The 13,942-nt window shown below is 62.5% G+C and carries 15 protein-coding genes and 1 riboswitch; of the genes, 7 read left to right on the top strand and 8 right to left on the bottom strand.

Annotated elements, in window-relative coordinates; translation table 11 throughout:
• Positions 1-48: 48 nt before the first annotated feature.
• Complete coding sequence (locus LB559_RS15450; RefSeq protein ID WP_027162915.1) at positions 49-981, bottom strand: glycosyltransferase family 2 protein; 933 nt, start codon at positions 979-981, stop codon at positions 49-51.
• A gap of 364 nt (positions 982-1,345) precedes the next feature.
• Between LB559_RS15450 and LB559_RS15445 the strand changes: the two genes are divergently transcribed.
• Positions 1,346-1,696, top strand: coding sequence for a DUF1330 domain-containing protein (locus LB559_RS15445; protein WP_063173160.1), 351 nt, complete (start codon positions 1,346-1,348; stop codon positions 1,694-1,696).
• A 30-nt stretch (positions 1,697-1,726) separates the two neighbouring features.
• Here the strand turns inward: LB559_RS15445 and LB559_RS15440 are convergent, their stop codons facing one another.
• From LB559_RS15440 to metX, 3 genes are all read right to left on the bottom strand, one after another.
• The gene (locus LB559_RS15440) at positions 1,727-2,719 is read right to left on the bottom strand and encodes a glycosyltransferase family 2 protein (RefSeq protein ID WP_063169100.1); all 993 of its coding nucleotides are present in this window, start codon (positions 2,717-2,719) and stop codon (positions 1,727-1,729) included.
• A 160-nt stretch (positions 2,720-2,879) separates the two neighbouring features.
• Positions 2,880-3,494: a methionine biosynthesis protein MetW gene (metW, locus tag LB559_RS15435; RefSeq protein WP_013529385.1), complete on the bottom strand. Its 615-nt coding sequence runs from the start codon at positions 3,492-3,494 to the stop codon at positions 2,880-2,882.
• A gap of 58 nt (positions 3,495-3,552) precedes the next feature.
• On the bottom strand, positions 3,553-4,722 hold the full coding sequence (metX, locus tag LB559_RS15430) for a homoserine O-acetyltransferase MetX (RefSeq protein WP_224674433.1): 1,170 nt from the start codon (positions 4,720-4,722) through the stop codon (positions 3,553-3,555).
• A 114-nt stretch (positions 4,723-4,836) separates the two neighbouring features.
• Positions 4,837-4,914, bottom strand: a riboswitch (SAM riboswitch).
• A gap of 137 nt (positions 4,915-5,051) precedes the next feature.
• Here metX and hisC point away from each other — a divergent pair.
• Positions 5,052-6,161: a histidinol-phosphate transaminase gene (gene hisC / locus LB559_RS15425; protein ID WP_224674432.1), complete on the top strand. Its 1,110-nt coding sequence runs from the start codon at positions 5,052-5,054 to the stop codon at positions 6,159-6,161.
• Positions 6,162-6,166: 5 nt separating this feature from the next.
• Complete coding sequence (locus LB559_RS15420; protein WP_224674431.1) at positions 6,167-7,102, top strand: prephenate/arogenate dehydrogenase family protein; 936 nt, start codon at positions 6,167-6,169, stop codon at positions 7,100-7,102.
• 7 nt (positions 7,103-7,109) lie between these two features.
• On the opposite strand, the gene LB559_RS15415 is transcribed toward LB559_RS15420, so the two are convergent.
• Entirely contained in the window at positions 7,110-8,033 is a 924-nt protein-coding gene (locus LB559_RS15415) for a sugar kinase (RefSeq protein ID WP_224674430.1), read from the bottom strand.
• Positions 8,034-8,040: 7 nt separating this feature from the next.
• A complete protein-coding gene (locus LB559_RS15410) occupies positions 8,041-9,039 on the bottom strand; it encodes a DUF2125 domain-containing protein (protein ID WP_224674429.1) in 999 nt (332 codons plus the stop codon).
• 142 nt (positions 9,040-9,181) lie between these two features.
• On the opposite strand from LB559_RS15410, the gene LB559_RS15405 reads away from it, so the two are divergent.
• The 3 genes from LB559_RS15405 (at position 9,182) to LB559_RS15395 (ending at position 11,488) form a co-directional block, all read left to right on the top strand.
• The gene (locus LB559_RS15405) at positions 9,182-9,703 is read left to right on the top strand and encodes a gamma-glutamylcyclotransferase (RefSeq protein ID WP_224674428.1); all 522 of its coding nucleotides are present in this window, start codon (positions 9,182-9,184) and stop codon (positions 9,701-9,703) included.
• 120 nt (positions 9,704-9,823) lie between these two features.
• Positions 9,824-10,771, top strand: a complete 948-nt coding sequence (locus LB559_RS15400; RefSeq protein ID WP_224620163.1) for an aldo/keto reductase — start codon at positions 9,824-9,826, stop codon at positions 10,769-10,771.
• 90 nt (positions 10,772-10,861) lie between these two features.
• On the top strand, positions 10,862-11,488 hold the full coding sequence (locus tag LB559_RS15395) for a LysE family translocator (protein WP_063169095.1): 627 nt from the start codon (positions 10,862-10,864) through the stop codon (positions 11,486-11,488).
• A 25-nt stretch (positions 11,489-11,513) separates the two neighbouring features.
• Here LB559_RS15395 and LB559_RS15390 read toward each other — a convergent pair whose 3' ends face one another.
• Positions 11,514-12,314, bottom strand: coding sequence for a lysophospholipid acyltransferase family protein (locus LB559_RS15390; RefSeq protein ID WP_064993070.1), 801 nt, complete (start codon positions 12,312-12,314; stop codon positions 11,514-11,516).
• A 118-nt stretch (positions 12,315-12,432) separates the two neighbouring features.
• Entirely contained in the window at positions 12,433-13,335 is a 903-nt protein-coding gene (locus tag LB559_RS15385) for a LysR family transcriptional regulator (protein WP_224674427.1), read from the bottom strand.
• A gap of 119 nt (positions 13,336-13,454) precedes the next feature.
• Here LB559_RS15385 and LB559_RS15380 point away from each other — a divergent pair, with 119 nt between their 5' ends.
• Entirely contained in the window at positions 13,455-13,925 is a 471-nt protein-coding gene (locus LB559_RS15380) for a DUF1348 family protein (protein ID WP_224674426.1), read from the top strand.
• The last annotated feature ends 17 nt before the right edge of the window (positions 13,926-13,942 follow it).

The raw sequence follows: 13,942 nt of genomic DNA, 5'->3' as shown, positions 1-13,942 counted from the left end.
AATCCGGAGGGAAAACCGTTCCACGATTTTCCTGGAGTTGCTCTGGGTTCAGGCGAGCCGGGCGCCACACTGGTTGCGAAACTCGTTGGAGAGATCGCGGCGCCAGCGTCGGCCATGGACATAGCCTTGCATCAATTCCGGCAGCGAGTAGCCAAGCGCTTTCGACGAACGGTTGGCCATGTAGCCCTGGAATGCCTCCGGTATCCTGCCTCGCAGGATATCGGCGATGAGCTGCCGCGAGATCATGTAAGGCGGAATGTGCGGGTAGGCGTGGGCAATATGAGGATGTTTGCCCATCAGGTTCGCATAGGCCTCGACATAGCCGTCACGGCGGCCGGAAATCGAGTTCTCCGAATTGTATTTCGTCCAGTCGAGGTCGTCGGACAGTTGCGCACCGAAGCGCCGGGCAAGGCGCAGCAGCAATTCGCGATCCTGCATGCGGGTGATGTCGCTGTCGTAGCCGCCGATGGCCAGCAAGGCTTCACGGCGAGCAGTGATCGCGGAGCCGGCGATGAAGATGGTCTGCCCAACCAGCGTCCGCTCAAGCATTGCGGGGCTCACGAATGCCTCGGGGTTGGCGCAGTTTGTGATGCGATTGCCCTTCAGGGACACGAACGAACTGATCAGCACTTGCAGTGCAGGATTTTCATCGAACCAGGTCAGGGTTCGTTCAAGCCGGTGCGGCATGTAGATGTCGTCGGAATCGAGGAACGTCACCAACGGTGCCCGCGCCCGCTCGATGCCGGCATTCCTGGCGGCGTTGGCGCCTCGCCATTTCGCCCCGACATAGATCAGCCGCGGGTCCTGGATGCGGGCCAGCGCCGCTTCGGTCCCATCGGTCGAACCATCGTCGACGACAATGTGCTCAAACCTCGACATGCTCTGGGAGAATACGCTTTCCACGGCGCGCAACACTGTTTCGCGTCGGTTGTGGGTCGGCGTAATGACCGTGATGAGAGGTACTGGATCGATCCCGGCCATGTCTGTCAGCTGTTTCCTGCGCAGGGTTGCGCGTCTGTCCAGGACTTTTCGATTTTCAGAACGGTCGAATGGATTGGACTTCCCTTTCTCTACATCACAGTCGGCGCGACGCTATAAAAAACGACTGCCCCTGTCACCCACCGTGCCGGTACTCAATCCAGGCGAGACAACGAATCCCCGCTCTTAGCGTTCCAATTGCAACAGCACCGCCGCACATAGCATTACGAATCACCATGGAAGCAACCCATCATGACAGATAGCATACATGCCATTACCTCAGACGTAATCGCTTAGCGCTCGGCCTTTGGTCAGATTGCCCATGCAGAGGCCGGCAACTCGGCTTCGATGACAAGGGAGTTCAGTCATGGCCGCTTACGCCGTCGCCCATATGCGCCAAGCCACAATGGGTCCGCAGATCGTCGAATATCTGCATAGGATAGATGCCACGCTGGAACCTTTCGGCGGCCGTTTTCTGGTCCATGGCGGCGATGTGGAGGCGATCGAGAACGACTGGCCTGGCCATCTGATCATCATAGAATTTCCCGACAGGCAGCATGTGCATGGCTGGTACAATTCGCCGGCCTACCAAGCGATACTGGCGCTGCGCACGGACAATTCGGAGGCCGATGTGGTGTTCGTCGACGGCGTCGAACATCCGCACAAGGCCACGGATGTTCTGGAGCAATCGCCGGATCAAGGATCAATTGGACGCTGAACTGCGGTTCAAGGAATGGCGGTACAGCGTCTAGCTATGCCCAACATAGTCTGGCACCGTTTCGATTTTGTCGCGAACCATGCCAGTTGCGAAACTGAACTGGCCCCAAAACGCCAAACCATAAAATGCCTGACCGACAATCAGAGAAAAGGGAACCTGCCAAAGCGGCATCCCGGTTTCCCGGGCATGGCCTACGATCCGTCGTGTCGTGCGCCATGACATGGTGAGCCACCGGCTGAAGGACTTGACTATCCGTCGCGTGCGGCTCGGCGAATTGAGCGCAACGAACTTCCGGTCGGCGTCGCGACCTGTAACCAGGGCGCGCCAGTAAAAGAACCGCCAGCCCCGCGGCGAATAGTGATAAACGCGTGCGTTGACATTATGAATTTTGTGGCCCTCCCGCAGCAGTTCGCGCATCAGCAAAGTGCAGGAAACCTTGAAGCCGTTATGTTTTGGAAAAGGATGGCTGAGGATCCACTCGCGTCGAAACGCTACATTGTTGGCGTTGATCGCTCGCTTCGAGGCAAATCGCCCGTCTCCACGGGCCATAGGGAAAAACCAGATCAACGCAAAGGTTCTTGAAAAGAAGTCGTCGTATGAAAGGTATGTATATCCGTTTGCGCAGATAACTTCAGAGTTTTCAAAGGGTTCAAGCAGTCCTGATAGCCATCCTGGTTCCGCGACCACGTCGGAATCCAGAAAGATGACGATATCTCCGTCCGATGCCAGCATACCGTTGTTCTTCAGGTCGTAATATCGGCCGCCAGGGAAAGCTGTGAAGACGAGTTCGGCAACCTGACCGAGCTGCGGGGCCTCATTCGAAATCTCACGACGCAACGCCTCTTTGTCCGACTCTGCTCCGCCGTGAGAGATGACGATCCTTGGTCGCGCTGAACCGGTTGCTGAAACCGATGAGATTTCCCGAGCCAAGGCCTTCATCCCAACGCCGATCTCGCCCCAGTCGATCGATTTTGCATTCTCCATTTCGACGACGAGTGAATAAGTTGCGCGTTCTTCGACCATTTTTTGCCCCCCCGAGCCGTCAGTGTGGCTATAGCCGCACTAGCCCGCTGTCAAACAGTCGACGCCATTTACACTGGTTCGCGATCGTCATACAGGGCGACTTTGCTCGGCGCCAAACACACTGTTGCTTGGCGAGTCGGGTCTTTGATCGGTGAGGAAATTACCGTTTCAGCAAGAACACTGCCTGCTGGCCGAAGAAGTTCCAGAACCACCACGGCATCGACAGGCCGATCTTCTGGCCGGCGGCGTCGAGGGCGGTTGCCTTCTCGACTGTCGCGCCGAGTTCGTCGCACAGATTGACGAAATCGCGGATGGTGCAGAAGTGGATGTTGGGCGTGTCGTACCAGGAATAGGGCAGGTCCTTGGTCACCGGCATGCGGCCGTTGAGGAACAGCGACAGGCGCACACGCCAATGGCCGAAATTGGGGAAGGAGACGATGGCGCGGTTGCCGATCCTGAGCAGTTCGTCCAGCACCAGCTTGGGATTGCGGGTGGCCTGCAGCGTCTGCGACAGGACGACGAAGTCAAAGCCCTTGTCGGGATAGAATTCGAGATCCTTGTCGGCATCGCCCTGGATGACCGAGAGGCCGCGCGCCACACATTCGTTGACGCCGCGCTGCGACAGCTCGAGTCCGCGGCCGTCGACCTGCTTGGTGTCCTGCAGCAGCTCGAGCAGCGAGCCGTCGCCCGAGCCGACATCGAGCACGCGCGACTGTGGCGGGATGAGGTTGGCGACGACTTCGAGGTCGACGCGCTGGTCGCGGTTGACGCTCATGGCTTCGCCTCCCGCCTGGCGCATGATCCCGATCCGAAAAGCCTGCAATTTTTCCGGGTCATGCGCTGAGCCCTCTCGCCCGGGCGGCCGAGCCGATGAAGCCGTTAATGGCGGCAAACAGTTCCGGCTCGTCGAGCAGGAATGCGTCGTGGCCACGGTCGGTCTCGATCTCGACGAAGGATACCGATGCGCCGGCGGCGTTGAGCGCATGCACGATCGAGCGGCTCTCCTCGGTCGGGAACAGCCAATCCGAGGTGAACGACACCAAGCAGAAGCGGGTTTTCGTGCCGGCGAAGGCATCGGCCAACCGGCCGCCATGGTCTGCGGCGAGGTCGAAATAGTCCATCGACCGCGTCATGTAGAGGTAGGAATTGGCGTCGAAGCGATCGACGAAGGTCATGCCCTGGTGCCGAAGATAGCTTTCGATCTGGAAGTCGGCGTCGAAGCCGAAGGTCAGCGCTTCGCGATCCTGCAGATTGCGGCCGAACTTGCGGTGCAGGGCGGCTTCCGACAGGTAAGTGATGTGGGCGGCCATGCGCGCTACCGCCAGGCCCTTTTCCGGGCGTTTGCCGTGCTCGAAATATTTGCCGCCATGCCAGTCCGGATCGGCCATAACAGCCTGCCGGCCAACCTCATGAAAGGCGATGTTCTGCGAGGAATGGCGCGCGCCGGTGGCGATCGGCAGCGCCGAGAAGACGCGCTCCGGATAGCTCGACGCCCATTCCAGCACCTGCATGCCGCCCATCGAGCCGCCGAGCACGCAAAACAGTTTCTCGATGCCGAAATGGTCGATCAGCATCTGTTGCGCCCGCACCATGTCGCGGATGGTGATGATCGGCAGGTCGAGCCCATACGGCTTGCCGGTGGCCGGATTGGTCGAAGCCGGGCCGGTGGAGCCAAGGCAACCGCCGATGACGTTGGAGCAGATGACGAAGAAACGATTGGTGTCGATGATCTTGCCGGGGCCGATCAGCACTTCCCACCAGCCAGGCTTGCCGGTCACCGGATTGGTGCTGGCGACGTGCTGGTCTCCGGTCAGCGCATGGCAGACGAGGATGGCGTTGGAGCGGGCATCGTTCAGCGTGCCATAGGTCTGGTAGGCGATCTGGAACGGTGACAGCAGCGTGCCGGCGTCCAGCTTGAGCGGCTTGTCGGATCCAAAACGCAAAACCGGGCTCGACGGTTGGTCGATCTCGTTGTTGGTTTTGCGGGCACGCAGAACGGCCATGACATCCATCTCACACTTTGAGCCCACGCATCGCACTCGTCGAAAGTCGATGCCGATACGGGTGTCCGGCCGGCGCGGACAACAAAAAACCGGCATTGCGGTCGCAAAGCCGGTTACAGGATGCAAACGGCCCTTTAGCAAGTTGTTTAACGTGGCTGCAAGCCGACCGGCCAAATCACCACGGAAGTTCGCTCCCCTTCTAGGGCTGTGGCGCGCCGGCGTCAACGGCCTGCCTTGGGCGGGAGGCTGTCGCCTCTCGACATTGCAGGCCACGGCTTGTATTTCCGCTGCGGCTTCCCTCAGGAAGCGTTCTCGACGGATTTTGCGACATGAGCCAGACACCGGACCAGGCACGTCCAACCCCGCGCGCGGGCATCATGGACATAGACGCCTATGTGCCGGGCAAGAGCACGGCGCCTGCCGGCGTCGCCAAGGTCCACAAGCTGTCCTCCAACGAGAACCCGCTCGGGCCCTCACCGAAGGCGATCGAAGCCGCGCGCGAGATTGCCGGAAAGCTTGACGTCTATCCAGATGGCACCGCCAGGCGGCTGCGCGAAGCGATCGCCGAGGTGCATGGCCTCAACCCGCAGAACATCATCTGCTCCAACGGCTCCGACGAGATCCTCGGCCTGCTGGCGCAGACCTATCTGGCGCCCGGCGACGAGGCCGTCATCACCGAACACGCCTTCATGGTCTACAAGATCTACATCCAGTCGGCGGGCGCCGTTCCGGTGACGATCAAGGAAACAGACGAGCGCGCCGATATCGACGCCATCCTGGCCGCCGTCACGCCGCGTACCAAGATCGTGTTCCTCGCCAATCCCAACAATCCGACCGGCACCTATGTGCCGTTCCAGGAGGTGCGCCGGCTGCATGCCGGTCTGCCCAGGCACGTGCTTCTGGTGCTCGACGCGGCCTATGCCGAATATGTTCGCCGCAACGACTATGAGGCCGGCATCGAACTGGTCGGCAGCGCAGAGAACGTGGTGATGACCCGGACCTTCTCCAAGATCGGCCTCGGCGGCGCGCGGATCGGCTGGATGTATGCGCCGATGCACATCGTCGACGCCATCAACCGCGTGCGCGGCCCCTTCAACGTCAATGCGACGGCGATCGAGGCCGGCATCGCCGCCATTCGCGATCGCGCCCATGTCGAGCGCAGCGTGGCGCACAACGAGACCTGGCTGGCCTGGCTGAGTGCGGAATTCACAAAGCTTGGGTTGCGGGTGACGCCCAGCGTCGGCAATTTCATCCTCATTCATTTTCCCGAGGACCAGAAACATTCGGCAGCGGCGGCGGACGACTATCTGACGGCGCGCGGCTATATATTGCGGCGCGTTTCGGGCTATGGCTTTCCCAACGCGCTGCGCATGACCGTCGGTACCGAAGAGGCCAATCGCGGCGTTGTCGCCGCTCTCACGACATTCCTGAAAAGCTAGAAACCATGACATCACCGATGTTTGAAAAGATCGCTCTGGTCGGCATCGGCCTGATCGGCTCGTCGCTGGCCCGCGTCATCCGCCGCGAGGGCCTCGCCCGCCACGTATCCATCTCGACCCGCAGTGCGGCGACGCTGGCACGGGCCGAGGAGCTTGGGCTGGGCGATAGCTATAGCACCGATGCGAGAGAAGCTGTCCGCGATGCCGACCTGGTCATCATTTCGGTGCCGGTTGGATCGTCCGGCGCGGTTGCCGAGGAAATCGCGCCGGCGCTGAAGCCGGGCGCGATCCTCACCGATGTCGGCTCGACCAAGGCGTCTGTCATTGCGCAAATGCAGCCTTATGTGCCTGAAGGTGTCCATTTCATTCCCGGCCACCCGCTGGCGGGCACAGAAAAATCCGGCCCCGACGCCGGTTTCGCCGACCTGTTCGACAATCGCTGGTGCATCTTCACGCCGCTGCCCGACACCGACCCGGACGCGTTGGAGAGGCTGTCGGAGTTCTGGCGGCGCTGCGGCGCCAACATCGACACGATGGATCCCCAGCATCACGATATGACGCTGGCCATCGTCTCGCATCTGCCGCACATCATCGCCTACAACATCGTCGGCACCGCCGATGATCTGCAGTCGGTGACCAAATCCGAAGTGATCAAATATTCGGCTTCCGGCTTCCGCGACTTCACCCGCCTTGCCGCCTCCGATCCGACCATGTGGCGGGATGTCTGTCTGCACAACAAGGACGCCATCCTCGAAATGCTGGCGCGGTTCTCGGAAGATCTGGCGTCGCTGCAGCGCGCAATCCGCTGGGGCGACGGCGAAAAACTCTTCGACCTGTTCACCCGCACCCGCGCCGTGCGCCGCTCGATCATCGAAGCCGGCCAGGACATCGACGTTCCCGATTTCGGCCGTCAGGCGGTCGAGCACCCCGCGAAGGGCTAGGTCTGTCTCAGGCAGGCCAGGTCTGCGCAACCATGGCCAGCGTCTCGGCTCGGTTCGGCGCGCCAAGCCTGCCGCCGAAGCGCAGGCATTTGAGCGCCGCGGCCGCACTGGCAAACCGCAAAGCCTGCTCGACCGGCATGGCTTCCGCCAGCCCGACGGCGAAGGCGCCGTGAAAGACATCGCCGGCGGCGAGCGTGTCGACCGCCTTGATTTTTGGCGCCGCGACATGGCGCACGCAGCCAGCGCGACGGTCGTGCCACCAACTGCCCGCCGCGCCGCCTGTCACTGCGACAAAAGCGTCGGTGCGGCTGGCGAGATCGGCGCAAGCCGTTTCCGGATCGAGCGCCTGGCCGCAGACGATGCGCGCTGCCGGCTCCGAAGCGATGATGTGCGTAGCGAGCGGCAACAACTGCTCAAGGACCTCCAGCGGCGCGGTGTCGGCATCGAGGATCGCCGGACGGCTGATGGCGCGCGCCGCCTTCAGGGCGAGTGCCGCCGCACCCGGCCAGCGGACATCTACCAGAACGGCATCGAATGCCATGAGGTCGGCGACCGGCAGGACATCGGGATCGGCCTGGGCAAGCCTGTCATAGAACGGCACGATGATGCGCTCGCCATGCGCGTCGACCAGGATCGAGGCCAGCGCCGAGCGGGCACCTCTGACGCGCCGCACGAAGGTGCAATCGACGCCTTCGGCCTCTATGCCGGCGATGAGCTGGTCGGCGACGGCATCGTCGCCGGCACTCGCCCACAGCGATACTTCGGCGCCCAGGCGATGGGCGGCGCAGGCGGCGCTGGTGGCCATGCCCGAGGCGATCTGGACGCCGTCGGAGGCCATGAACTTGCCCTGATGCATGGGCAGCGTCTCGACGCGCAGGATGGTGTCCAGCGTCAATGCGCCAACGCTCAGCAGCTTCACCGGTTTTGCCATGGCTGAGCTATTCGACCGGCTTGATCTTGCCCAGCGGAATGAAGCTGAGCGAGGCCTTGCCCCTGACCACCTTCAGCGGCATGGACGGTTCGTTGCCGAGCACCGCCAGGGCAGAAAAACCCTGCTCGATCTGGCTTTTCTGCTCGGGTATGGCGGTGCCGAGGATGGCCGCCACCGCTTTCGGGTCCTTCAACCTGATCATCAGGTCGGCGTTGACCAGGCCCTCGGCATCGACCGAGAGCGGTCCCGAAACGGTGATGCGCGCCGTCCCCGACGACAGGTCAAGGTTGCGGATTTCGATCGCCTGGCCACGAAGGCTCTTCACCCGCGTGCCGATCAGTGCGACGCCGTTCTTCAATGTCACGTCGCCGCTGGCATCGAGCGCCGGAAGCACGCGCCCCCCAATTGCGTCGGGGTCGACCTCGAGATCGCCGAAACTGCCGAGATAGTCGATATCCTCGCCGTTGGGCTGCAACTGACCTGATGCCTTGCCGGCACTGAACAGTTGCACCGGATCGGTATCGTCGGCCGGATCGGTCTGGCCGGAAAGGCCCTCTGCCTCCAGCGAAATCCGCCGCGGCAGCGGCCACCACAATTTGAAATTGGCCTGCAGATTGTCCCAGTCGATCCACAGCGGCACCATGTCCGGCACGGAGGTCCTGAGCGGGCCGCGCAGATTGGCAACCGGCGACAGAGGCTGGATGATCTGGGCGGCTGCGTTGAAACTGCCGGCCGAGGCCGCAATGTTCTTGGCATCGTCCTCATAGGCGAGGTTGTCGCAGGAGACGGTAAAGCTCAAGGGATAGCCGCTGACCTGGAGATTGGCGCAGCCGGCCTCGACGCCATTCTTGTTGAGCGTGGCAACCGCCTTGTCGGCCTCGCTCCTGACGCGGTCAGCCAGATAGAACCAGCCGCCGCTGTAGAGGGCGAACAGCACGACGATGAATGCTGCAAGCCAGATCAGGCGGCGACGTTTGTTCGGCTGGCGTTCGTCACTTGACGTCATGCTTTGGCTCTCGTTAACGCATGGGTATTGCGGACGGGTAGTCGATTCCGCCAGGTGGACAGACGAATAGTTAGACGGGACGGGCGGAAAAAACACCGGTCCGGGTGCGGTGTTGGCATCTTTTGCAATCAGGCGCGGCGATATGGGCGATTTTTGGGTGTTTGGCTATGGCTCGCTGATCTGGCGGCCGGGATTCGCGCATGTCGAAACACAGCGTGCCCGCCTGCATGGCTACCGGCGCTCGCTCTGCGTCTATTCCTTCGTGCATCGCGGCACGCGCGAGCGGCCGGGGCTGGTGCTCGGCCTCGATCGTGGCGGGTCCTGCGTCGGCCTCGCATTCCGCGTCCCCGGCGACTTGCGCGACGAGGTTATGGCCTATCTGCGCGAGCGCGAGCTGGTCACCAATGTCTATCTGGAGCGTCTGCTCAAGGTTCGCCTCGACGGCGGCGGTACGGTCGACGCGGTGGTTTACATTGTCGACCGCCAGCACGAGCAATATGCCGGAGCGCTCGACGCTGCACATGCGGCGGCCGTGGTGCGCGGTGCGGTCGGCCAGTCCGGCAACAACGAGGACTATGTGCTGAGCACGCTGGAGCATCTCGAGGCGCTGGGCATTCGCGATCATTGGCTGGAAGAGGTGGCGCTGCAGGTCGCGCCTTTGTGAAGCTGGCTCTGCGGAAAAAGGCCGCCAGGCCTTTGACCTCGTTCAGGCAAGACCTAGGTTAGGCTCCAACCCTCAGCCCGCGGGCGCCATTTGCCCGCCCAATCATCCCGGAGATCCGCCTTGCAGAAACGTCATCTCGGTCGCACCGACTTGTCCATCGCGCCGCTGGTTCTGGGCGGCAACGTCTTCGGCTGGACTGCCGACGAGAAAACCTCGTTCGACCTGCTCGACCGCTTCGTCGGCGCCGGCCTCAACGCCATCGATACGGCGGACGCCTATTCGCGCTGGGTTCCAGGCCACAAGGGCGGCGAATCGGAAACCATCATCGGTAAATGGATGAAAGACCGTGGCAATCGCGACAAGGTCGTGGTGATCACCAAGGTCGGTTCGGATATGGGACAGGGACACAAGGACCTGTCCGCCGCCTACATCGAAAAGGCCGTCGACGCATCGTTGAAGCGGCTGCAGACCGAATTCATCGATCTCTATCTGTCGCATTGGCCGGATCCTGCGACGCCCTATGAGGAAACGCTTGGCGCCTACGAGAAGCTGCTCGCCAAGGGCAAGATTCGCTATGCCGGGTGCTCTAACCTCGACGCCGGCCAGTTGCGTGCGGCACTCGATGTGGCGAGCCTGCGCAGTCTGCCGCGCTACGAGGTGCTGCAGCCGGAATACAATCTCTACGATCGCTCATCCTTTGACGGGCCGTTGCGCGATCTGTGCGTGGCCGAGGACATCGGCGTCATCACCTATTTCAGCCTGGCCAAAGGTTTCCTCAGCGGCAAATACCGCAGCGAGGCCGATCTCGGCCAAAGCCCGCGTGGCGGCGGCGTGAAGGACTATCTCAATGCGCGCGGCATGCGCATCCTTGCGGCACTCGACGCGGTGTCATCAAGGCATTCGGCCAAGCAGGCGGAAGTCGCGCTTGCCTGGGTGATCGCTCGGCCGGGCGTCACCGCGCCGATCGCCAGCGCCACCAAGCCCGAGCAGATGGACAGCCTGATCAAGGCGGCGTCGCTGAAGCTGAGCGCCGCCGACATGGCCGAACTCGACAAAGCAAGCGACTGAAGTTTCGGCGGCCGCTCCTCGCACGAACGTCCAAGACGACCCTCTTGTCTTGCCATAGCCTCCTTCGCACGGGGCAAGACAGAGGGTGAGATGACTGAGCCGCTTCTTTTGCAGCCGGATCTTTGGCGCCAGTTGTGCGCGCTCGTGCTTGCCTCCGCCGTCGTCATGGGCAGCCCGGGGCCGGCAACGATAAGCGTCACCGCCGTTGGTGCCGCCTTCGGTTTGCGCCATTCCCTGGGCTATGCCTGGGGAATCATCCTGGGCACGATCGCCGTGCTTTTGGTTGTCGCGACCGGGGTCATGGCAGTGCTCACCTCGATGCCGAAGCTGGCGCCGTTGCTGGCTTTGGCCTCCGCGGCCTACATCCTCTATCTCGCCTTCAAGATCGCTACGGCGCCGCCGCTGGCCGCCCGCGCCGCCGAGACTTCGCGTCCCACATGGCTGGCTGGATTTCTTCTCGCGGTCGCCAATCCAAAGGCCTATGTGGCGATCGCCGCCGTGTTCGCCGGTGCTTCGTCCAAACAGGGCGCCACTGAGCCTGGTCTATGGCTGAAGCTGGCGGTTCTCGCCCTGATGATCGTTGCCATCCACGCTCTGTGGCTTGTCGCGGGGGCTGGGTTCGCGCGCTTCCTGCGCCGGCCGGCGGCCTCGCGGATCATCAATCTGATCTTTGCCGTGACGCTGGTGTTGACCACCGCGCTGGCGGTGTTCGGCTGAGAACTGCCGGCCGGAGACTTCCGGTTCAGACTTTGGTTCTTGCGGCGTTGTCCAGCTCTTGCAGCCTTTTCGCCGCTGTCGGCGGCAAGGCAGGCGGGTTCGGGCCGCGCGCCGCATCCATCAGGAACTGGTCGCAGGCAGCTTCGGTCTCGCCGATTAGCCGGGCCATGAATTCGTCCTTGCTCAGTCCCGGTGGGATCGGCGGCAGGAAACGCGCCTTGATGGTGCCGGGATAGCGCAGGAATTTGCGGCGCGGCCAATAGAGGCCGGCGACATGGGCAACCGGCACCACCGGAACACCAAGCTGCGTGTAGATTTCGACGATGCCGTATTTGTAGGCCGGTTCGTCGCCCGGCGCGCGTCTTGTCCCTTCGGGGTAGATGATGAGCTGGCGGGGGTTGCGCGCCATCTCTTCCTTTGTCGCGGCGACCACGGCCTTCAGTGCCTTCGAACGGCTGCCGCGATGAACCGGGATCATGCGCATCTTCATGATGTACCAGCCGAAGAACGGGATCCAGGTCAGCTCGCGCTTGAGGATGTAGAGCGGGTCCTGAAGGAAGGGGAAGAAGGCGATCGCGTCCCAGAACGACTGGTGCTTTGGTGCCAGGATGAAGGAGCCTTCGGGCAGGTTTTCCCGGCCGGTGATCTCGTTCTTCGTTCCGGCGATCTTCTCGTAAAGCCACATCGAGGTGCGCGACCAGAATTTCGGCACGAACCAGGCGCGGTGCCGGGGCGACAGGAAATAGTAGGGGGTCCAGAGGATCATCTGGACGATCAGGTTGACGTAGAAGACGAAATTGAACGTCAGCGATCTGATGTAGAGCATTGGGGGAGCCCGGTGAGGAGGTGAGCGTTGGTTACACCAAGCACGGGAAAAAAGGAAATGGCCGCAGGCGCTTTGGTTGGCGACGAAGAACGGTCGCCGATGGGGTGGCCTGGTTCCGCTACATCAGCCGCGCCAGCCGCTCCTTCAGGCGTGGAGCGGCAAAATCGAGGAAGGCGCGTAGCTTGACCGGTAGCAGGCCATGGCCCGCATGCACCAGGCTTACCGGCCATGGCGCCGGCTCGAATTCCTGCAGCAGGACGCGCAGCGCGCCGGACCGCAGCGCGGCTTCGATCTGGTAGGAAAGCACACGCGTCAGCCCGACGCCGGCAATCGCGGCATCGATGGCCGCTTCGGCGGTGTTGACCTGAAGCCGCGAGCGGACCCGAACCGGGATTTCGGCCTTGCCCTTGATGAAGCTCCAACTGGCGGCGGAGGCGAGCCCCTCGAAGGTGATGCAATCGTGTGTTTCCAGATCCTCCGGGGTCGTTGGCGTGCCGTGTTCGGCCAGATAGGCCGGGCTGGCGCAGACGACGCGGCGGATCGCGCCGACGCCGATGGCGACCAGGCTCGAATCGGGCAATCGGCCGATGCGGATGGCGAGATCGAAATGGTCCTCGACTAGCTGGGTTATGCGATCGGCCAATGTCAGGCGGATGTCCACGTCGGGATAGGCGGCGAGAAAGCCGGTGACGACCGGCAGCACGTGCAGGCGGCCAAAGACGACCGGCGCGGTGATGGCCAGTTCGCCGGTCGGAACACTGTATTCGCCGGCGGCCGTGCGTTCGGCCTCGCCGACGTCGTCCAGGATGCGGCGGCAGGCGGCAAGATAGGCCTGGCCGGCATCGGTCGGTGTCAGCCGTCGCGTCGAACGATTCAGGAGGCGTGTGTTCAGATGGCGCTCGAGATCGGAAATCTTGCGGCTGACCGTCGCCAGCGGAATGCCGAAACGGCGGCTGGCCGCGGAAAGGCTGCCGGCCTCCACCGCGGCGACGAAGAGCGACATGGCCTCGAGACGATCCATAGCTTCTTCCGAAAAATGGAAGGACAAGTTACGAATATGCCACCTGCCTTTGAATGATGGAAGGCTTATATTCCGGTCTGTCGGCCCTGCCTGCAGCATGGCCTCGCACAGGAGTTGCCATGTCCGAAGCCCGCCCGCCGCTGCCGCCGTTTACCGCCGAGACCGCAGCGCAGAAGGCGCGCATGGCCGAGGATGCCTGGAATTCACGCGATCCAGCGCGGGTCGCGCTCGCCTATACGACGAACAGCCGCTGGCGCAACCGCGCCGAATTCCTGCAAGGCCGCGACGCCATCCAGGCCTTCCTGACGCGCAAATGGAGCCGCGAGCTCGACTACCGGCTGATCAAGGAGGTCTGGGCCTTCCACGGCAACCGCATCGCCGTGCGTTTCGCCTACGAATGGCGCGACGACAGCGGTTCATGGTTCCGCAGCTACGGCAACGAGAACTGGGAATTCGACGAACACGGGCTGATGCGTCTGCGCATCGCCAGCATCAACGACCTGCCGATCGGCGAGGCCGATCGCAAGTATCACTGGCCGCTCGGCCGGCGGCCGGACGACCACCCGACATTGTCGGAGCTCGGACTTTAGCATCTTGCCGCAAGGAA

This window comes from Mesorhizobium sp. BR1-1-3, assembly GCF_020165455.1.
Classification (GTDB): Bacteria; Pseudomonadota; Alphaproteobacteria; order Rhizobiales; family Rhizobiaceae; genus Mesorhizobium; species Mesorhizobium ciceri.
This window is presented reverse-complemented; position numbering and strand designations above follow the sequence as displayed.